The 18621-nt window shown below is 69.1% G+C and carries 16 protein-coding genes and 2 pseudogenes; 7 read left to right on the forward strand and 11 right to left on the reverse strand.

Annotated elements, in window-relative coordinates; all coding sequences use genetic code 11:
* Positions 1-23: 23 nt before the first annotated feature.
* A complete protein-coding gene (locus B5X90_RS05870) occupies positions 24-407 on the reverse strand; it encodes a hypothetical protein (RefSeq protein ID WP_256860075.1) in 384 nt (127 codons plus the stop codon).
* A 90-nt stretch (positions 408-497) separates the two neighbouring features.
* On the opposite strand from B5X90_RS05870, the gene B5X90_RS05875 reads away from it, so the two are divergent.
* Positions 498-1346, forward strand: coding sequence for a class I SAM-dependent methyltransferase (locus B5X90_RS05875; protein ID WP_079550865.1), 849 nt, complete (start codon positions 498-500; stop codon positions 1344-1346).
* 129 nt (positions 1347-1475) lie between these two features.
* On the opposite strand, the gene B5X90_RS05880 is transcribed toward B5X90_RS05875, so the two are convergent.
* Together B5X90_RS05880 and bcp are read right to left on the reverse strand one after the other, a co-directional pair.
* Entirely contained in the window at positions 1476-2168 is a 693-nt protein-coding gene (locus tag B5X90_RS05880) for a hypothetical protein (protein WP_079550867.1), read from the reverse strand.
* A gap of 189 nt (positions 2169-2357) precedes the next feature.
* Positions 2358-2837, reverse strand: a complete 480-nt coding sequence (gene bcp, locus B5X90_RS05885; protein WP_028275479.1) for a thioredoxin-dependent thiol peroxidase — start codon at positions 2835-2837, stop codon at positions 2358-2360.
* 180 nt (positions 2838-3017) lie between these two features.
* On the opposite strand from bcp, the gene B5X90_RS05890 reads away from it, so the two are divergent.
* Positions 3018-4001, forward strand: a complete 984-nt coding sequence (locus B5X90_RS05890; RefSeq protein ID WP_256860076.1) for a serine hydrolase — start codon at positions 3018-3020, stop codon at positions 3999-4001.
* Between the two features lie 134 nt (positions 4002-4135).
* Here the strand turns inward: B5X90_RS05890 and allB are convergent, their stop codons facing one another.
* From allB to pucL, 7 genes are all read right to left on the reverse strand, one after another.
* A complete protein-coding gene (gene allB, locus B5X90_RS05895) occupies positions 4136-5479 on the reverse strand; it encodes an allantoinase AllB (RefSeq protein WP_079550871.1) in 1344 nt (447 codons plus the stop codon).
* The gene (locus B5X90_RS05900; RefSeq protein WP_079550873.1) at positions 5472-6260 is read right to left on the reverse strand and encodes a hydroxypyruvate isomerase family protein; all 789 of its coding nucleotides are present in this window, start codon (positions 6258-6260) and stop codon (positions 5472-5474) included. Before B5X90_RS05900 ends, allB begins: the two co-directional genes overlap by 8 nt.
* Positions 6261-6339: 79 nt before the next feature.
* Positions 6340-6501, reverse strand: a complete 162-nt coding sequence (locus tag B5X90_RS21230) for a glycine zipper domain-containing protein (protein WP_179129057.1) — start codon at positions 6499-6501, stop codon at positions 6340-6342.
* Positions 6502-6553: 52 nt separating this feature from the next.
* Complete coding sequence (locus tag B5X90_RS05905) at positions 6554-7366, reverse strand: bifunctional allantoicase/(S)-ureidoglycine aminohydrolase (protein WP_079550875.1); 813 nt, start codon at positions 7364-7366, stop codon at positions 6554-6556.
* Positions 7363-8649: a DUF6986 family protein gene (locus B5X90_RS05910; RefSeq protein ID WP_079550877.1), complete on the reverse strand. Its 1287-nt coding sequence runs from the start codon at positions 8647-8649 to the stop codon at positions 7363-7365. Before B5X90_RS05910 ends, B5X90_RS05905 begins: the two co-directional genes overlap by 4 nt.
* A gap of 94 nt (positions 8650-8743) precedes the next feature.
* The gene (gene aceB / locus B5X90_RS05915; protein WP_079550879.1) at positions 8744-10342 is read right to left on the reverse strand and encodes a malate synthase A; all 1599 of its coding nucleotides are present in this window, start codon (positions 10340-10342) and stop codon (positions 8744-8746) included.
* A gap of 93 nt (positions 10343-10435) precedes the next feature.
* Positions 10436-11344 (reverse strand): factor-independent urate hydroxylase, encoded by a 909-nt coding sequence (pucL, locus tag B5X90_RS05920; protein WP_079550882.1) that lies wholly within the window; start codon positions 11342-11344, stop codon positions 10436-10438.
* 506 nt (positions 11345-11850) lie between these two features.
* Here pucL and B5X90_RS05925 point away from each other — a divergent pair.
* The 5 genes and pseudogenes from B5X90_RS05925 to B5X90_RS05940 all read left to right on the forward strand — a co-directional run bounded on the left by B5X90_RS05925 (position 11851) and on the right by B5X90_RS05940 (position 18041).
* The gene (locus B5X90_RS05925) at positions 11851-12345 is read left to right on the forward strand and encodes a nucleoside deaminase (protein WP_079551186.1); all 495 of its coding nucleotides are present in this window, start codon (positions 11851-11853) and stop codon (positions 12343-12345) included.
* Between the two features lie 30 nt (positions 12346-12375).
* Positions 12376-13326, forward strand: a pseudogene (locus B5X90_RS21380) (FAD binding domain-containing protein); the annotation flags it as partial.
* A gap of 45 nt (positions 13327-13371) precedes the next feature.
* Positions 13372-16257: a molybdopterin-dependent oxidoreductase gene (locus B5X90_RS05930; protein ID WP_218670184.1), complete on the forward strand. Its 2886-nt coding sequence runs from the start codon at positions 13372-13374 to the stop codon at positions 16255-16257.
* A 26-nt stretch (positions 16258-16283) separates the two neighbouring features.
* Positions 16284-17267, forward strand: a complete 984-nt coding sequence (locus B5X90_RS05935) for an aldo/keto reductase (RefSeq protein ID WP_079550886.1) — start codon at positions 16284-16286, stop codon at positions 17265-17267.
* A gap of 129 nt (positions 17268-17396) precedes the next feature.
* Positions 17397-18041: a uracil-DNA glycosylase family protein gene (locus B5X90_RS05940; protein ID WP_079550889.1), complete on the forward strand. Its 645-nt coding sequence runs from the start codon at positions 17397-17399 to the stop codon at positions 18039-18041.
* Between the two features lie 69 nt (positions 18042-18110).
* Here the strand turns inward: B5X90_RS05940 and B5X90_RS05945 are convergent.
* A pseudogene (locus tag B5X90_RS05945) lies at positions 18111-18616 on the reverse strand (NTP transferase domain-containing protein).
* Between the last annotated feature and the right edge of the window lie 5 nt (positions 18617-18621).

Below are 18621 nucleotides of genomic sequence, written 5' to 3' on the forward strand. Positions count from 1 at the left end.
GCCGGTTTATGACCTGACGCCCCTCAGCGGAGGTTGCCGTCGCGGCCCTCGTCGTCGTCGGCGTCCGGTGCGGATTCGACGACGGCGTGCTCGGCGCGGCGGACGCTCCGCCGGTCCAGGACCAGGGCGATCGCGGCACCCAGGATGACGCCGCCGGCCGCGCAGAGGACCATGAAGAAGCCGAAGACCGAGGAGCGGTCGAAGCTCGGGTCACCGGGCAGGGCGTAGGCGATGATGGCCGCCACGGCCACGCCCAGGAGCCCGCCCAGGATCAGGAAGGGCACATATTTCGGGGCCCGGCGGACGGTGACCTCGCGGCGCTCCGGAACGCCGCCCTGAATGTTGCCCTGTGCCGGTTCCCGCTGGGGGTCGTTGCCTGCTGTGCCGGGGGTTTCGTGGGGAGACATGCCGTTAAGCCTACTGCCCTTCAACTCATTGCCGCGGACCGTATCCCGGAGCAGACTAGGGGCTAGGTACAGACGAGCTAAGGATCCGCCATGTTAGCTTCAGCCGACCGTGTTCGTGAGGAGCAGCGCTTGCTCTGGGATGAGTTCTCGGCGGGCTGGAAGAAATGGGACGCGGAACTGCTCGGGTGGCAGGCCCCGTTCGGCGACGCCCTCCGCGAGGAGCTCCGGCTCCGCCCCGATTCAGAGGTGCTGGACGTCGCGGCAGGCACGGGGGAGCCTGGCCTCAACGTGGCCGCGCAGGTGCCGGAAGGCCGGGTGGTCCTGACCGACATTTCGGCCGGGATGCTCCGGGTGGCCGAAGAGAAGGCATCGGCCCGGCGCCTGAAGAACCTGGACTTTCAAGTGTGCGATTCGGCCGCCCTGCCGTTCCGGAGCAGCACGTTCGATGCCGTGTACAGCCACTTTGGTTTGATGTTCTTCCCGGTGATGTCCGCGGCCATGGCAGAGATGGCGCGCACCGCCAGGCCGGGCGCCCGTGTCGGCGCCGTCGTCTGGGGACGCGCGGCAGCAAACCCCTGGGCCAGCCTGGTCCTGGGCACGATTGCCCGGCACCGGGAACTGCCCATTCCGCCCGCCGGGACTCCCGGGCTGTTCCGCTGCGCACCAACCGGCTTCATGACCCGCATGTTCAAGGAGGCCGGGCTGGCCGAGGTGGCCGAGCACCAGGTCAGTACCGACCTGGTGCACGAATCCCCGGAGAGCTACTGGGAGTTCATGACCGACATCGCGACGACCGTGGCGATGGGGCTGGCCAAGGCGGACGCGGAGTCGCGGGCCCTGATCCGCTCGGATGTGTTCGCTCTGCTGGGCCGCTACGAGCACGACGGCGCGATCCGGCTCCGGTCCACCGCAACCGTGGTGGCGGGAACCAAGGTCTAGCTGGGCGGGAGGGCCCGGACCGTTTTTTGCGGCGTTTTCGGACCGCAGCGCCGCATCCGGACCGGTGCGCCGGGGATCCGGGCCGCGTGCCCGATATCGTGGCGGTTTCCCGGGAGCGTGGCGGGATGATCAGCGCCGACAGGACGGGAGCGGCTGCCGGGGAACGCCGGCGTCCGCCAGGAATGCGGAGAATGATCCGGGATTGGCCAGCTCCGTCCATGTCCAACGGATCACGTGCCGGCCCGTGGCCCGAATCCTGTCCTCCCGGCGTTTCTCGTCGGTGAGGGCCTCGGCTGGTGTCCGGCCCCGGAGGTACTCGGCGTCGAGTTCCCCGCGGCTGAGGGTGCCAGGGCGCGGCCCCAGGACATGGTCGAACACTGCGACTCCCTGCTCAAACGATTCGGAGGCGGCCAGGTCCAGTGCTGTCCGGACACGGTCCGTGACCAGGAGCCCGTGACGTTCCTCGATCTGCACCGAGCCCAAATCGACCAGATGCCGGCGGACCCCGGCGCGCGAGCGCCCGCCGCCGCCGTCGGACGTGCAGGCGTGCACCAGATGGCTGTGGCCCAGCACCGGCATGTCCCACAGCACGGCGGAGGACTGGCGGCAGAAGACGGTCCGGCTCCGCAATGTCGAAGCCGCCGCCCGGATGAGGACCCGATACCTGTCCCACGGCGGCAGCGCCTCCCACTCCTGCGCCCGGACGTAGACGCCCTGCCTGATGCGCCGGAGCTGCCCGGATTCCGCCTGCCGTGCACGGCCCCGTGCGTCCGCGCCGAGGCGCGCGAGGTCGCTGCTGAGAATAAGTCGGGGTAGGTCCATGCCCCGATGGTGGCCCGCGCTGCCGGGGCCGGACAACCACCGGCGCGGCGGATGTGGAGAACTATTCCGCGGCGGTTTCGGACCGGCGGGCAGCTATGGGACCCGCGCGCCGCGGATCCGCGCTGCATCTGTCCGATTCCGCCGCGGTGGTCCGAATCCCCCGCGGCGACGCCGCGGAGCGGTGCAGCGTTAGACGCCCAGTGCTTCCTTGAGCGACGCCACGTGCCCCTGGGCCTTGACTTGGTACTGCGCCAGTTTGACCTTGCCCTCGGGGTCCAGCACCACGGTGGAGCGGACGATGCCCTCCGTGACCTCGCCGTGGACCAGCTTCTCGCCCCACGCGCCGTAGGCGAGGGCCACGGCGTGGTCCTCGTCGGCAAGGAGCGGGAAGGTCAGGGCGAAGTCGCCGGTGAAATGGGCGAGGGCCTCGGGGGCGTCGGGGGAGATGCCCAGGACCTCGTAGCCGGAGCCCTGCAGGGACGCGAGGTTGTCGCGGAAGTCGCAAGCCTCGGTGGTGCAGCCGGGAGTTGCCGCCTGCGGGTAGAAGTACACAATGACGTTCTTGCCGCGGTAGTCGGCCAGGGCAACCGGCTTGCCTTCGGCGTCAGGGAGGGTGAAATCCGGGGCCGGGGTGCCGGGCTGAAGCTTGACGGTCATGTTTGCGCTCATGATGATCCTTCGGGGGGGTGGGGGGTGAACAACGGGTCTGTGATGCACAACATCGTGGACCGAGGCTGTATTCCGCCGCCTGGGCCTGCCCGGGACCTGTCCGGGCCGGCCTGGGGACCCCCCGGCCTGACAGCTATTTCATAGCTCGGGCATAGCTGCCGTGGCTAGCTTGGAGCCATTATGGAACAGCAGACTCCAAGGCAGCGACGATTCGGATCCCGGGGCACGGCCACGGGACGGCAGCCGGCGCCTGGCCGGGTCCGGGCCATGGCCCTGACGGCCGGTGCCGCAGCGCTGGCGGTCGTGCTGGCCGCAGGCATCTATTCCTCCGCGGAAGCCCGCTCGGCTGCGGTGAATCCCACGGCGTCTGCCGCACCGACTGCCGCGCCGACGGCGGGGGCCAGCTCATCGCCGTCGGCCAGCCCCGATGCGTCGGCCCAGGCATCCGGTCCGGCGCCGGGAACGGTGGACGAGGCCCTGGACGCGCGTATCAAGGCCATTCTCGATGCCAACAGCCAGTATGAGATCGGCGTGGCGCTGGTCGACCTCTCCCAGGCTCCCGGCGCCGCGGACGTCCACGAATACGGGGTCCGGGAGGAGTTCGTGGCGGCGAGCACAGCCAAAGTGCTGGCCGCGGCGGCGTACTACCACCTGGTCGAAACCGGGGCGGCCAGCATCGATGACCCGTTGGGGAGCTACACCGCCGGCTTCCAGCTCCGGGAGATGATCCAGCAGAGCGACAACGACTCGTGGTCGCTGATCATGGATGCCGTGGGCCATGAGCAGCTGACGGAGTACGCGGCATCGCTGGGCGTGAGCTATGACCCCGCGACCAACACGCTGACACCGGCGGAAATGGCGACGATCCTGGCGGGGGTCTATTCCGGGACGCTCCTGACGGCCGGGCACACCGCCCAGCTGTTGTCCTATATGCAGGACACCAACTACGAAACGCTCATTCCCGCCGCCGTTCCGGAAGGGATCACGGTCTTCCACAAGTACGGGCTCCTGGACGATGAACTGCACGACGCCGCGGTCCTCGCGCAGGGCAACACCGCATACGCGCTGGTCATCTACACCAGGGGCCAGGACTTGAGCGACGTCCCGGAACGCACCGAGGTGATCCATGAGCTGACGCAGGCCGTCGCGGGCGCCCTCTTCTAGCGCGGCGTTATCGGAAAACTGCGTCGGAACCGGACCAGCGCACCGCGGATCCGCGGGGCCTTCGTCCTAAAGCGGGGCAGAAAACCGAATGCGGCGCGGACCAGGCGCGGACCGGGCGCGGGCCAGACGCGGGTTCATGCGCCGCCGCGGCGGATCAGCCTGCCGGTCGGCGTCCGGCCGTCGACCAGGGTGCCGCGGAGGTAGGTCTGCCGGACGGCGCCGGAAAGGTCCTTCCCGTCGTAGGGGGTGATGGGGTTCTTGTGCCTGAGCCTGGAGGCATCCACGACGTACCCCTCGTCCGGGGCAAACACGGCGAGATCGGCGTCGTACCCGAGCGCCAACTGGCCCTTGTTGCGCAGGCCGGCGAACTGGGCCGGCTTGGCCGCCATCCACGAGAGAACCTGCTCCAGCGCGATGCCGCGGTGCCGGGCCTCGGTCCAGACCAGCGACAGGCCCAGCTGCAACGAGGAGACGCCGCCCCAGGCCACGGCGAAGTCCCCGTTCTCCAGGTCCTTCAAATCCAGGGTGGACGGGGAGTGGTCCGAGACGATGCAGTCGATGGTGCCGTCCAGAAGCCCGGCCCACAGCAGTTCGCGGTTGGCGGCTTCGCGGATCGGCGGGCAGCACTTGTAGGCCGTGGCGCCGTCCGGGATTTCCTCGGCAGTCAGCGTCAGGTAGTGCGGGCACGTCTCGACGGTGAGGCGGACGCCGTCGCGCTTGGCGGCGGCGATCATGGGGAGCGCGTCGGAGGACGACAGGTGAACGATGTGGGCGCGGGCGCCGGTACGGCGGGCCCGCTCGATGACCTCGGCGATGGCCTTGTTCTCGGCTCCGCGCGGTCGGGACGCCAGGAATGTGGCGTAGCGGCCGCCGCCCGGGCGGGGCGCGTGATCGATCGTGTGGGAGTCTTCAGCGTGGACGATCATGAGCGAGTCGAAGGACTGGAGCTCGGCCATGTCCGCTTCCATCTCGTCCGCTGACAGGTCCGGGAACTCGTCCACACCGGAGTGCAGCAGGAAGCATTTGAAGCCGAAGACGCCCTCGTCGTGCAGCGGCCGCAGCTCGTGCCTGTTGCCCGGGACGGCCCCGCCCCAGAACCCGACGTCCACGAACACCTGGCCCCCGGCCGCCTCGCGCTTGAGCTTAAGGCCGGCCACGGAGGTGGTGGGCGGGATGCTGTTCAACGGCATGTCGATGATGGTGGTGACGCCGCCGGCCGCCGCCGCCCGGGTGGCGGACGCGAAGCCCTCCCACTCGGTGCGGCCGGGCTCGTTGACGTGCACGTGGGTGTCCACGAGGCCCGGCAGGAGGGTTTCGTCGCCGGCGAGATCGATGACTTCACGGCCGGATAGTCCGGTGCCCAGCGGCTCGATCGCGGCAATCACGCCGTCGCGGAGGCCGACTTCCCGCGCGGCGATGCCGTCGGTGGTCAGCACCTGCCGGCCGCGGAAGACGACGTCGTAGGTGTCTTCAGGCACGGAGGGCCCAGTTGAACGCCGTTTCCGCCGGTTCCTTGTATTCCAGGCCGATGTAGCCCTGGTAGCCGAGGGCGCGGCTGCGGGCGACCCATTCGCCGAGCGGAAGCTGCCCGGTTCCGGGAGCCCCGCGGCCGGGGTTGTCGGCGATCTGGATGTGGCCGAAGTCGCTGGCGTGTTTTTCGATGACGGCGGCGACGTCCTCACCGTTCACGGCCAGGTGGTAGAAGTCGGCGAGGAGCTTGATGTTCTCCGCGCCGGATTCCCGCTTGACCCGGGCGATGACGTCGAGGGCGTCCTGGGCCTTGAGCAGCGGGTAGCGTGGTGCGCCGCTGACCGGTTCCAGGAGCACAGTGCCGCCGATGCTCGCGACGCCGGCAGCCGCCGTCGCGAGGTTCTCGGCGCCAAGGGCGTCCTGCCTCTGCGCGGATGCACCGTCAACGCGGTTGCCGTAGAGGGCGTTGAAGGCCTTGCAGCCGAGGCGCTCGCCGATGCCGGCGACGACGTCGATGTTGTCCTGGAATTCGGTGGAGCGTGCCGGCCAGGAGACCAAGCCGCGGTCGCCGCCGGGCATGTCGCCTGCGTTGAAGTTCAGGCCCGTGAGCTGCACGCCGGCGTCGGCGATGGCGTTCTCAAACCGGGAAACCTCGACGTCGGTGGGGACCGAGGTGCCGAAGGGCCACCAGAATTCGACGGCGTCAAAACCGGCGGCCTTCGCCGCGGCCGGGCGTTCCAGAAGCGGGAGCTCCGTCAGGAGGATGGAGCAGTTCACGGTGTACGTCATTGCGGGTTCTTCCGGTGAGGGCGGCAGGTGGTCGGAGAGCCAAGGGGCATGGCTTCGGGGGTCCCGGCGGCGGGCATCCCTACCGTTTCCTGGGGTCCTTCCGGGCCGCCAGGCCCACGAGGGCGCCGAGCGCCACACCGATCAGCAAGCCCGTGAACGGCTTGTCGACGGTGGTGACCCCGATTGCGAAGCCGAGGGCCGCGCCAAGGAGCATTCCGATCCACAGGGATTCGTACCTCACAGCATCAGGCTAGCAAGGATCGCCTGTGCCACAAGTGCTCCCGGCTCCGGTTTCAGGTCAGCCGGATCTGGCGGTTGACGTCCTTGTACAGCAGGTACCGGAAGTCACCCGGGCCGCCGGCGTAGCAGGCCTGGGGGCAGAAGGCACGCAGCCACATGAAGTCGCCGGCCTCCACCTCCACCCAGTCGTCATTGAGCCGGTAGACGGCTTTGCCTTCCAGGACGAAGAGCCCGTGTTCCATGACGTGGGTTTCCGCGAACGGGATGGAAGCCCCGGGCTTGAAGGTGACGATATTGACGTGCATGTCGTGGGCAAGGTCCTCCGGGTCCACGAAACGGGTAGTGGCCCAGGCGCCGTCGGTACCGGGCATGGGCCGCGGTTCGACTTCCTGGTCCCGGGTCACGAAGGACTTTGCCGTGTGGCCGGTCAGCGGTTCGTAGGCCTTCCGGATCCACTGGAAGCTCGCGATCTCCCCGGACTCGTTCGCCACGGACCACCGGGCCCCCGCGGCGAGGTAGGCGTAGCTCCCCTCTCCGAGTTGGTGGACTTCCCCCTCGAGGGTCAGTGCCAGGGCGCCCTTGGTCAGGAAGATGACGCCTTCGACGCCGGCCTCCGGCTCGGGCTTTTCCGCGCCGCCGCCCGGTCCCACCTCGACAATCAGCTGCGCGAACGTCGTAGCGAAACCGGCGATGGGCCGGGCAATGATCCAGGAGCGGGTGTTGGTCCAGCCGGGAAGCTTGCTCGTGACGATGTCCCGGAGGGCGCCCTTCGGGATGACCGTGTAGGCCTCCTTGACCACGGCCCGGTCGGTGAGGAGTTGGGTCTGCGGCGGAAGCCCGCCCTCAGGGTAGAAATAGTTGCTCATGGGTGCGTTCCTTCTGCTGAGGAGGCGGAGGTGGCGGCCAGCCGGGGATGGGCCAGCACGGTGAGTTGGGGGAGCCCGACGCCGGCCAGCGCCAGGACTTCGTCGGCACCGACGGCGCCGCACTGGACGCCGCGGAGCACGAAGGCCGCCAGGGCGCGGGCGGTGGCGGGCTCATCCAGGACGCCGCCGGCGGTTTGTTCCACGTAATGGCGGAGCCGGGCAGCGGCGGCGGGGAACCCTTGCCGGTAAAAGGCGTAGGTCGCGGCGAACCGGCTGGGCAGCTGCGCCGGGTGGAGGTCCCAGCCCTGGTAGTAGCCGCGTTCCAGCGAGCGGCGGACCAGCCGGCCGTGGAGCTGCCAGGCCTGCTCCACGTTCCCGCCCACCGGGAGGATGTTGGTGGACCCGTCGGAGAGCCGGATCCCGGTGCCTGCCGCGGCAAGCTGCATGACTTCCTTGGCGAAGTCCGCCACGGGATGTTCCATGGACTGGTATTCGGCGGAGATCTGCAGCGACGCCGAATAGTCGTAGGTGCCGTAGTGCAGCCCGCTGATCCTGCCGGGCACAGCGTGCGGCAAGCGCGCCACCGGAGAGGTTCCGTCCGGGCCCAGGATCAGCTGCGGGGTTTCCACCTGAACCTCAAAGCGGAGCCGGCCCGCGGGCAACGAATGGGCTTCCTCGAGGCGGGACACGGCGAAGGCCATGGCCTCCACCTGGGCCACCGTGGTGACCTTGGGCAAGGTGAGGATGAGCCCGTCCGGCAGTTCGCCGGCCGCGGCCAGCTGCGACACGAAAAGATCCAGGGTCCGCAGGCCCCGCGCGCGGGTGGCGGCCTCGAAGCACTTGAAGCGGATCCCGATGAACGGCGGCGCGGTGCCGGCGGCGACGGCGGCGGCCACGACGGACGCCGCGGCAACTGCGGCGGCGTCCTCGGCGTCGTCGCCCCGGTCCCCGAAGCCGTCCTCAAAGTCCAGCCGAAGGTCCTCGATCGGCTCGTGTGAGAGCTTGGCCCGGACCCGCGGCGCGACGGCGGCGGCCAGCTCGGGGTCCTGGCCGAGCAGGGTGCCGAGCCGTTCCAGCCCGCCGTGGGCATCGGTTGCGGCCAACGCCTGGGCGCCCCAGTCCGCGGTGAAGTCCGGGCCGAAACGGTCGGCCGGAACGTAGACGGTGTGCACGGGCTGGCGGGAGCCGTCGTCGCCCGGGTAGCCACGCTCCAGCAGCCGGTCGGTGGCCGCGAGCCGCGCATCGATCCGGGCAAGGTCCGCCGCCGAGAGCGCCGGGCTCACCTGACCCTGCCTCACCGGACCCTGGATTGGTGACCCGTTTGGTGAACGGCCCGGTGTATGCTGCCCGGCGCTGGCCGAGGAGGCTGCCATGCGTTCAGTCCACCAGCTCGTACGCCGGCGTGGTGAGGAAATCGGTGTAGTCCTCGGACAGGCAGAGGCCGCCGATGAGCTTGCTGGCGGGCAGGTAGTGCTTCGCGAACGCGTCCTCGCCCACCTCGGCCCGGAGTTTCCCGGTCTCTTCGGCCAGGATGGCAGACACCAGCTCGCGGGTGACGGTCCGGCCGGTGTCGGCAAGCACCGAACGGTTGCGGATCTGCTGCCAGACCTGGGACCGCGAGATTTCCGCCGTCGCGGCGTCCTCCATCAAGTTATGGATGGCGACGGCGCCGTTGCCGGAGATCCAGACGGCGGTGTACGCGACGGCGACGTAGAGGTTCAAACGCAGGCCGCCCTCGGTCACCTGGCCCTGGGCGGATCGGATGTCCAGGAGCTGCTCGGCGGTGACGCTGACCTCCGGGCGCTGCCGGTCCAGCTGGTTGGGCCGCCCGCCCAGGACGGCGTCGAACACCTCGCGGCAGACAGGCACCAGGTCCGGGTGCGCCACCCAGGAGCCGTCAAAGCCGTCGTTCGCCTCGCGGGTCTTGTCCGCGCGCACCTTCTCGAAGGCCTGGGCCGTCACGTCGGGTTCGCGCCGGTTCGGGATCACCGCTGCCATGCCGCCCATGGCAAAGGCCCCGCGCCGGTGGCAGGTCTTGACCAGGAGCTCGGTGTACGCCCGCATGAACGGCGCGGTCATGGCGATGGTGGCGCGGTCGGGCAGCACGAAGCTCGCACCGGCGTCGCGGAAGTATTTGATGATGCTGAACAGGTAGTCCCAGCGGCCGGCGTTCAGGCCGGAGGCGTGGTCGCGGAGTTCGAAGAGGATCTCATCCATCTCGAACGCTGCCGGGATGGTCTCGATCAGGACCGTGGCGCGGACGGTGCCCTGCGGCATGCCGACGTAGTCCTGGGCGAAGACGAAGATCTCGTTCCACAGCCGGGCCTCGAGGTGGCTCTCCATCTTGGGCAGGTAGTAGTAGGGGCCTTGACCGTTTGCCACGAGCCGCTTGGCGGTGTGGAAGAAGTGCAGGCCGAAGTCCACCAGGGCGCCGATGGTGTGTTCCCCGCCGATCAGCAGGTGCCGTTCGCCCATGTGCCAGCCGCGTGGCCGGGTCACCACCACCGCGAGCGGGGCGTCAGTGCGCAGCGCGTATTCCTTGCCTTCGGGCGAGGTGTATTTCAGGGTGCCGTCGGCCGCGTCCCGGAGATTGAGGATCGATTCGACCACGTTGGACCAGGTGGGCGTGCTGGCGTCCTCGAGGTCGGCGAGCCACACCTTGGCGCCGGAGTTCAGCGCATTGATGGCCATTTTGGCCGGGGCGGCCGGCCCGGTCATTTCGACCCGGCGGTCCTGCAGGGCCGCGGGCGCCACAGCCACGCTCCAGTCGGCGTCGCGGATCTCCGCGGTCTCCGGCAGGAAGTCCAGGCGGCCGGTCAGGGCCACGTGCTCCCGCTTGCGGGCGCGGGCCTTGAGCAGCTCGGCGCGGGTTCCGGCAAAGCGGACGTGGAGTTCTTCGACGAAGGCGAGAGCCTCCGGGGTCAGGATTTCTCCGGCCCGGTCGACGGGGTGGGGATCGGTGACGACGAGAGTCATTTCTGGTCCTTCCTGGGCCGCTCACACTTCTCTTTGGCCGCTCACACTACTCCTAGGCACCGCCGGCGGCGGCAGTGCCGGCGGTCCGTGGCGTTAGCAGAAGCCGGCGATCCCGTGCCAGGCGATGTCGGCGGGGCTGGTGTCTTCGCGCTGGACCGTGGCCTCGATCAGGCCGTAGGGGCGGTCGGCGGCAAAGAAGACCTCGTTGGGGTTGTCGAGGCCGAAGGGCGAGAGGTCGACGAGGAAGTGGTGCTTGTTGGGCATGGAGAATTTGATCTCGTCGATCTCGGGGTGCGCTGCCAGGACCTTGGCCCCCATGTCGAAGAGGGTCTGCTGCAGGGCGTGGGAGTACTTTTCGCTGAATGCCTCCAGCAGCAGGGCCTTGACGTCCTCGTAGCTCTTGTTGAAGTCGAACGTGCCAAAGTCGGTGCCGGTCCTGAAACGCCAGCGGGCCGAGACGTCCGTGGCGAGGATGCGGTCCGCCGTTTCCGGGAGGGTGGTGTATTTGTCCCGCGGGAAGCCGCTGAACCCGGACTGGGTCGTCTTCAGCACGGTGAGGTCCTTCAGCCCGGCGATGAGGTGCTCATCGCGGCCGTCGCGGACCAGGACCGCGGTGCGGACTTCCTGGCCGCTGCGGACGAACGAGTGGTGGTGCCCGGACCCGTGGGCCTGGATCCGGTCCCATTTGTACGACTCTGCCGCCCAGCGGCCGCCGGTGACCCAGTCAAAGTTCGAGGTGAAGTGCTTGCCGAGCCGCAGCAGGAAGGTTTCCGGGGCGCCGATCCCGTCCCGGGCGAACGCGTAGATCGTGTTCTTTTGGGTGTCTGTGGCCACCACGTGGCTGTTGTCGCCGTCGAGGTGTGCCGCAGCGAAGTCCCCGCGCAGCTGCGAGGTGACGTTCAGGTCTTCGATCTCATGGCGGCGGGTATCCCGGGTGATCTTGACGACCCGGACTTCGGCTTTTCCGTACTGGTTCTGGCCGAGGACGATCTTGTTGCTCATGGTCTGATTCCCAACTTCAGGTATGCGGCACCACAGTCCCACATAGAAATTAAGCGCCGTTTCCCGCGCGTTTCTTGTTCCGTCCGTCCACAAAAAAGAGCCGACATCAGTTGATGCCAGCTCATTACGACCCTGCCTGCTGCTCCCAGGTTACGTGGCCTGGGCTACGACTCCCGGGCCACGAAGTGGGCTCCAGCGTAGCCGGGCCCAGGCCCTTGTGTACATGACTTTTCGAAAGAATCGAGTGCGGCCAGGAGGGCCCGGGATTGGCGTGAAGACCCGGATAAGGAGATTTCACATAACGGAAACCGGGCTTCCACGAAATAGGCCGCGCCGTGCGCAGGCCCCGGTGCTACTCTCAATCTTGCCAACGGCGGGCAGCCCGGACCCGGGAAGCTATCTACCAGGCGCATCCTTCAAGGCACATGCTGAAGACTGTCACCGTCGCACCCGTCCCTTGCATTCCCGCAACGGTGTACCGGCTTCCGCAGGCAGGGAGTGGCAGCATGACGACGTCCGATACGGCCCAGAAGTTCCTGGCGAGATCCATCGAGTTGGCCATGGCCAACGTCCTGAACGGCGGTGGCCCGTTCGGCGCAGTGGTGGTTACTGCGGACGGGCAGGTGTTCGAAGGCGCCAACCGCGTCACCGCCGCCAACGATCCCACGGCGCACGCCGAGGTCACGGCCATCCGGCGGGCCTGCAGCGAACTGGGCACGTTCGAACTCAGCGGAGCCACGCTCTACTGCAGCTGCGAGCCGTGCCCCATGTGCCTGGCGTCCGCGCTGTGGGCGCGGGTGTCGCGTGTGGTGTTCGCCGCGGACAGGCACGATGCCGCGTCCGCGGGGTTCGATGACGCCGTCTTCTACGAATACTTCGAAAACGATCAGCGCGACGCGCTCATGCCTGTCGGCAGGCTGGAACTGACCGGCCCGCAAGCCCCCGCGGCCCTGGATCCTTTCACCGCCTGGAACTCGCTCGAGTCCCGGACCGAGTACTAGCACCGGCATGCTGCAACCCCGGGAGGCCGCATGGACCTGAACACCGTCGAGGCCGTGGTCCACACCGCGGATCCGGCGCAGTGGCGCGAGGGCGACGCCTGGCTCGCCGGGGGCACCGTGCTTTTCTCCACCGGGAGCCCCGGCACCGGACCGGAAGCGCCCCGGCGTCTGCTGGACCTCGGCTCCGCGGACTGGACACCCCTGGCCGTCTCGGCGGCCGGCATCGAGCTGGCGGCCACCTGCACCATCGCGCAACTGGCTGCGTTCCCCGATTCGGGCCCCGGCCGGGGACTGGCCGCGGACTGGCCCGGCGTGGAGCTCATCCGGCCCTGCTGCGAGTCCTTTGTCGCCTCCTTCAAGGTCTGGACCATGTCCACGGTGGGCGGCAACCTGTGCACCTCCCTGCCGGCCGGGCCCATGATTTCGCTCTGCGCGGCGTTCGAGGGCACGGCCACGATTTTGGGCCCCGGCGGCGCCCGCCGCACGCTCCCGGTGCTGGAGTTCGTGACGGGCGACGGAACGAATTCCCTGGCTCCCGGCGAGCTCCTGCGCAGCGTGAGCCTGCCGGCGGCGGCACTGTCCTCCCGGGTGGCCTTCCGCCGGCTGTCGCTGAGCAACCTGGGCCGGTCCGCGGTGCTGCTCATCGGAAGGCTCGACGCCGACGGCGCCCTGGTGCTGACCGTCACCGCAGCCACCAAACGCCCGGTGCAGCTGCGCCTGACGTCCTCCGCGGCGGCGCTCGCCGGCGACCTCACTGATTCTCTCTCCGAGGCCCTGGATGCCGCGATCCCCGATGCGCTGTACCACGACGACGTCCACGGCCTGCCGGCCTGGCGCAAGGACATGACGTACCGGCTGGCCCACGAAATCCGGGCCGAACTCGCCGCCCCGGCAGGCCGCGATCCGCTGCGTATCTCCGGCGACTTCTGGCCGCCGCGGTCCCATTCCCCGCGGACAGCGCCCCCGCGGACAGAGCCCGCGGACAGAGCCGCCCGGCGCCGGGTCCCGGACGGAAGGGGCCTGAACATGACAGTGGAGTTCGACGGCAGAATCGAGATCAACGGGGTCCCGGCGCAGGCCGAACCCCGCCCCGGCCAGTGCCTGCGCACGTTCCTTCGCGAGCAGGGAAACCTGGGCGTGAAAAAGGGCTGTGACGCCGGCGACTGCGGCGCCTGCACGGTGCACGTGGACGGGGTCCCGGTGCACAGCTGCATTTATCCCGCCGTCCGCGCGGAAGGCCGGGCGGTCACAACGGTGGAGGGATTGGCTGCCGCCAGCGCCTCCGGCGGAGCGGATGACCCCAACAGCACCGCGCTCCATCCGATGCAGCAGCAATTCCTGGACCGGCAGGGCTTCCAGTGCGGTTTTTGCACGGCCGGCATGGTGATGACCGCCGCAACGTTCGATGACGCGCAGAAGGCGGACCTGCCGCGGAACCTGAAGGGCAACCTGTGCCGGTGCACCGGGTACAGGGCGATCGAGGACGCCGTCTGCGGGACGGGGAGCCGCCCGGTCACCTCAACCCCCCACGCCTCAGGCCCGGACACCTCCGGTCCGGAGCCTGCAACTGAGGGCCCCGGCGGGCCGGAGCCCCGCCTGGGACAGCTGGGCGACGACGCTCCTGCGCCGGCGGCCCTCGCCATCGTCACGGGGCAGGCCCGCTACACCCTGGACGTCCCGGCCGAAGAGCTGCCCGGGCTGCTGCACGCGAAACTGCTGCGCTCCCCGCATGCCCACGCCCGGATCCGCTCCATCGACGCAGCAGCCGCGCTGGCGATTCCCGGCGTCGCGGCGGTTTTCACCCACAAGGACTCCCCGGCCCAGCTGTTTTCGACCGCGCAGCACGAGCTCTACACCGACGACCCGGACGACACCCGCGTGTTCGACGACGTTGTGCGCTTCACCGGCCAGCGCGTCGCCGCCGTCGTCGCCGGCACGGTGGCGGCGGCCGAGGCAGGCGTGCGGGCCCTGAAGGTCGACTACGAGGTGCTGGACGCCGTCTTCACCCCGGAGAATGCCATGCTCCCCGGCGCCCCCGCCCTCCACGGGGACAAGGACGCAGCCACGGCCCGCATCAGCCGGCCGGAGCGGAACGTCGTCGCGGAACTGCATTCCGAGCTCGGCGATATGTCGGCCGGGTTCGCCGCGGCGGACTTCATCCACGAACACAGCTATAGGACCCAACGGGTGCAGCACATGGCGCTCGAAACCCATGCCGCCATCGCCTCCATCGGCGGTGACGGGCGGCTGCTGATCCGCACCTCCAGCCAGGTCCCGTTCCTGGTGCGGCGCACCCTGGGCCGGGTATTCGGCCTGCCGGAAGAGCAGATCAGGGTGGTGGCCGGACGTGTGGGCGGCGGTTTTGGCGGCAAACAGGAGGTGCTCACGGAGGACGTCGTGGCGCTGGCCGCCCTGAAGCTCAACCGCCCCGTGCAGCTTGAATTCACCCGGACAGAACAGTTCACCGCCGCCACCACCAAACATCCCTTCACCATCCACCTCAAGGCCGGCGCCAGCCGCAACGGGAGGCTGACCGCACTCCAGCTGGAGGTGCTCACCAACACGGGCGCCTATGGCAACCACGCGACCGGGGTCATGTTCCACGGCTGCGGCGAATCGCTGGCCGTGTATCGGTGCGCCAACAAAAAAGTGGATGCCCACGCCGTGTACACAAACACCGTTCCGTCCGGTGCCTTCCGCGGCTACGGGCTCAGCCAGATGATCTTCGCGATCGAATCCGGCATCGACGAGCTCGCGGCAGGGATCGGCATGGACGCCCTGGAGTTCCGCCGCCGGAACATGGTCCGGGAAGGCGATGACATGCTGTCCATCCGCGACGAGCCCCAGGAGGACGTCCGCTACGGCAGCTACGGCCTGGACCAGTGCACGAAGCTGGTGGAGGACGCCCTGGCTCGCGGACGGGAACGCTACCGCGCGGCCGGCCCCGACAGCCTGGGACCGGACTGGGTCCTCGGGGAGGGGACTGCCCTGTCCATGATCGACACCGTCCCGCCACGCGGCCACTTTGCCCACTCCAGGCTCCGGCTCCTGCCCGACGGGACATACGCCGCCGACGTCGGGACGGCAGAATTCGGCAACGGCACCACCACCGTCCACGCGCAGCTCGCGGCCACCGCGCTGTCCACCTCCGCCGCCCGCGTCACCCTCCGGCAGTCCGACACCGACCTGGTGGACCACGATTCCGGTGCGTTCGGATCTGCCGGCACCGTGGTGGCCGGCAAAGCGACGCTGGCCGCCGCAGAGGACCTTGCTCTCCGCATCCGCGCCTTCGCCGCCGGCATCCGCCGCGTGCCGCCCTCCGGCTGCGTCCTGGACGGGGACGCCGTGGTCTGCGAGGGAACCCGGGTGCCCCTGACGGAGATTTACGACGCCGCGGAGCAGGCCGGCGTCGAGCTCGCCGCCGAGGGACGCTGGGGCGGAACGCCGCGTTCCGTGGCGTTCAATGTCCAGGGCTTCCGGGTGGCGGTGAACACCGGGACGGGGGAGCTGCGGATCCTGCAGAGCGTGCAGGCGGCCGACGCCGGCGTCGTGGTCAACCCGCGCCAGTGCCGCGGCCAGATCGAAGGCGGGATCGCGCAGGCCCTCGGCTCTGCGCTCTACGAGGAGATCGCAGTGGACGACGCCGGCCGCGTCACCACTGACGTCCTGCGGCAATATCACGTCCCCTCCTTCGCCGACGTGCCGCGCAGCGAGGTGTACTTCGCCGACACCAGCGACAAGCTGGGCCCGCTGGGCGCGAAGTCGATGAGCGAGAGCCCGTTCAACCCGGTGGCGCCGGCGCTCGCGAACGCTATCCGGAACGCCACCGGCGTGAGGTTCTCCCAGCTGCCCATCTCCCGGGACAAGATCTACCTGGGCCTGAAGGAAGCAGGGCTGGTTCCCCCGCTTTGAGGTCGCTAACGGCCTATAGTCGGACGATGGAACAACGACTCTTGGGCAAAACCGGACGAAACGTCTCCACCGTCGGCTTGGGTACCTGGCAGCTCGGCGCGGACTGGGGCAACGTGGACCCCGCGCAGGCGCAGGCCATCCTGGCGGCCTCCGCCGAAGCGGGTGTCACGTTCTTCGACACCGCGGACGTCTATGGCGACGGCCGCAGCGAGCAGGCCATCGGCATGTTCCTGGCAGGCAACCCCGGCCTGGACATCACGGTGGCCACCAAGATGGGCCGGCGGTTGGAGCAGCGGCCGGAGAACTACAACCTCGCCAACTTCCGCGAATGGACGGACCGGTCGCGCCGCAACCTGGGCGTCGAGCAGCTGGATCTGGTCCAGCTGCACTGCCCGCCCGCCGCGGTGTACAGCAACAACGAGGTCTACGACGCGCTGGACACGCTCGTGGCGGAGGGGGCCATCCGCAACTACGGCGTCAGCGTGGAGCGGACCGAGGAAGCCCTCGAAGCGATGCGCCACGACGGCACGGCCACCGTGCAGATCATCCTCAACGCCTTCCGGCTCAAGCCGCTGGATGACGTGTTGCCGGCTGCCGAGGCGGCCGGAGTGGGCATCATTGCCCGTGTCCCGCTCGCCTCCGGACTGCTCTCCGGCAAATACACCGCGGAGACGACGTTCGCGCAGGACGACCACCGGAACTATAACCGCACCGGATCGGCGTTCGACGTCGGGGAAACCTTCTCCGGCGTGGACTTCGGAGAAGGCCTCAAAGCGGTGGCTGAGTTCGAGGAACTGGTGCCCGACGGCGTCAGCACCGCCCAGGCGGCCATCGCCTGGATCGCGGCGCAGGACGGCGTCAGCACGGTGATCCCGGGCGCGCGGAACGTGGACCAGGCTCGCTCCAATGCCGGCGCGGCGGGTGTCAGCGGCATAGACGCAACGTTCGACGTCGGCGTCCGCGAAATCTATGACCGCTACTTCCGCGAAACGATCCACCCCCGCTGGTAGGGCGCAGGATTCTTCTTCGCACTCAGGCGAACTCAGGCGCACTCCGGCAGGGAGGAATCGACTGGTGACCAAACGATCGGACCAAGCAGCTGCCGGGCGCGTGGCTGCCGTATCGGAGCGGTCTGGCGGATGACTGCTTCTTCCATCAAGGCCTTCATCGACCGGCTGGCGTCCGTGCCCACCGGGCCGGACTGCAACAACTTCTTTGACCACACCGTGCCTGGAAATGCGCAGCGCCGCCGGAACCTGGAGCTCTATCTGCGGGAGATGCAGGACCGCCCCCCAAAGGTCCTGCTGCTGGGCGAAGCCCCCGGGTACAGGGGCATGAGGATCACCGGGATTCCCTTCACGAACCGGTCCATGCTCGAAGGCCCTGCCAACGAGTTTGGGCTGTTTGGGCCCGGGAAGGGGTACGTGCTTCCGGCAGACTTCGAAGGCATAGCCGCCGAGCCGACGGCCACGGTGATGTGGCAGGTCCTTGCGGAGCTGGAGTTCCTGCCGCTGCTGTGGAGCGCCTGCCCGTGGCACACCCACGTGCCCGGGCGGCCGCTGTCCAACCGCACGCCGCGGGCATCCGAAGCTGCCCTGGGGACTCCGTTCTGGCAGGCGCTGATCGAGGCGTTTTCCATCGAAACCGTGGTGGCCGTGGGCAATGTGGCGCACCGCAGCCTGCAGCGCAACGGCCTGGACGTGCCGAAAATCAGGCACCCTGCCCACGGCGGCCGGTCCGGTTTCAAGCGTGGCCTGCAGGAACTGTTGGCCCACTCGCGCTAAAACCAACGCGGGGTCAGATACGGCCCATTGGAGGGGCCCTAATGGGCCGTATCTGACCCCGCGTTGTCCTTAATCGAGAAGGCGCAGCTGGTCGGGGGAGTCGAGGTCCTCGCCGCCGGAGAGGTCGCTGCAGTCCACCAGATCAATCAGGTCCGGGTGGGTCCGCAGGAAGACGCGCGCTCCGGCGTCGCCCGGCCGGGCCGGTGGGCTGCCAGCAGCCGGGCCACGGTCTCCGTGGTCAGCCCGGGCTGGTCCACCAGCGCGATGAGCACATGGTCGCCCGGGGCCGCCGCGGCAACGCCCGCCCGGAACGAACTGCCCATCCCGGTGCCCCAGTCCGGGTTCTCGATGACCCGGTGCCGGCTGAGGTCGGTGGCGGCGCGGACCGTGGCCGCCTCCGCGCCGAGCACCGTCACCACTTCCCGGCAGCCGCCCGCGAACAGCACGTCGGCGAGCACTTCGACCAGCGTGCGTCCATGAAAGGGGAGCAACGCCTTGGGCCCGCGCCCCAGCCGCGTCCCGGCGCCGGCGGCGAGCAGCACCGCCGTCGTGCCCGGCGCTCCGCTAATGCCCATGTGCC

Source organism: Arthrobacter sp. 49Tsu3.1M3, assembly GCF_900168135.1.
In the GTDB taxonomy this organism is placed as follows: domain Bacteria; phylum Actinomycetota; class Actinomycetes; order Actinomycetales; family Micrococcaceae; genus Arthrobacter.

Excerpts from the sequence above, each read along its gene's own strand:
- B5X90_RS05935 (WP_079550886.1), top strand. The coding sequence starts at position 16,284 with ATGGAACAACGACTCTTGGGCAAAACCGGACGAAACGTCTCCACCGTC.
- B5X90_RS05930 (WP_218670184.1), top strand. The coding sequence starts at position 13,372 with ATGACAGTGGAGTTCGACGGCAGAATCGAGATCAACGGGGTCCCGGCG.
- B5X90_RS05900 (WP_079550873.1), bottom strand. The coding sequence starts at position 6,260 with ATGACGTACACCGTGAACTGCTCCATCCTCCTGACGGAGCTCCCGCTT.
- bcp (WP_028275479.1), bottom strand. The coding sequence starts at position 2,837 with ATGAGCGCAAACATGACCGTCAAGCTTCAGCCCGGCACCCCGGCCCCG.
- B5X90_RS05905 (WP_079550875.1), bottom strand. The coding sequence starts at position 7,366 with ATGAGCAACTATTTCTACCCTGAGGGCGGGCTTCCGCCGCAGACCCAA.
- B5X90_RS05925 (WP_079551186.1), top strand. The coding sequence starts at position 11,851 with ATGACGACGTCCGATACGGCCCAGAAGTTCCTGGCGAGATCCATCGAG.
- B5X90_RS05940 (WP_079550889.1), top strand. The coding sequence starts at position 17,397 with ATGACTGCTTCTTCCATCAAGGCCTTCATCGACCGGCTGGCGTCCGTG.
- aceB (WP_079550879.1), bottom strand. The coding sequence starts at position 10,342 with ATGACTCTCGTCGTCACCGATCCCCACCCCGTCGACCGGGCCGGAGAA.
- B5X90_RS05880 (WP_079550867.1), bottom strand. The coding sequence starts at position 2,168 with ATGGACCTACCCCGACTTATTCTCAGCAGCGACCTCGCGCGCCTCGGC.
- B5X90_RS05875 (WP_079550865.1), top strand. The coding sequence starts at position 498 with ATGTTAGCTTCAGCCGACCGTGTTCGTGAGGAGCAGCGCTTGCTCTGG.
- B5X90_RS05870 (WP_256860075.1), bottom strand. The coding sequence starts at position 407 with ATGTCTCCCCACGAAACCCCCGGCACAGCAGGCAACGACCCCCAGCGG.
- B5X90_RS05890 (WP_256860076.1), top strand. The coding sequence starts at position 3,018 with ATGGAACAGCAGACTCCAAGGCAGCGACGATTCGGATCCCGGGGCACG.
- pucL (WP_079550882.1), bottom strand. The coding sequence starts at position 11,344 with ATGAGCAACAAGATCGTCCTCGGCCAGAACCAGTACGGAAAAGCCGAA.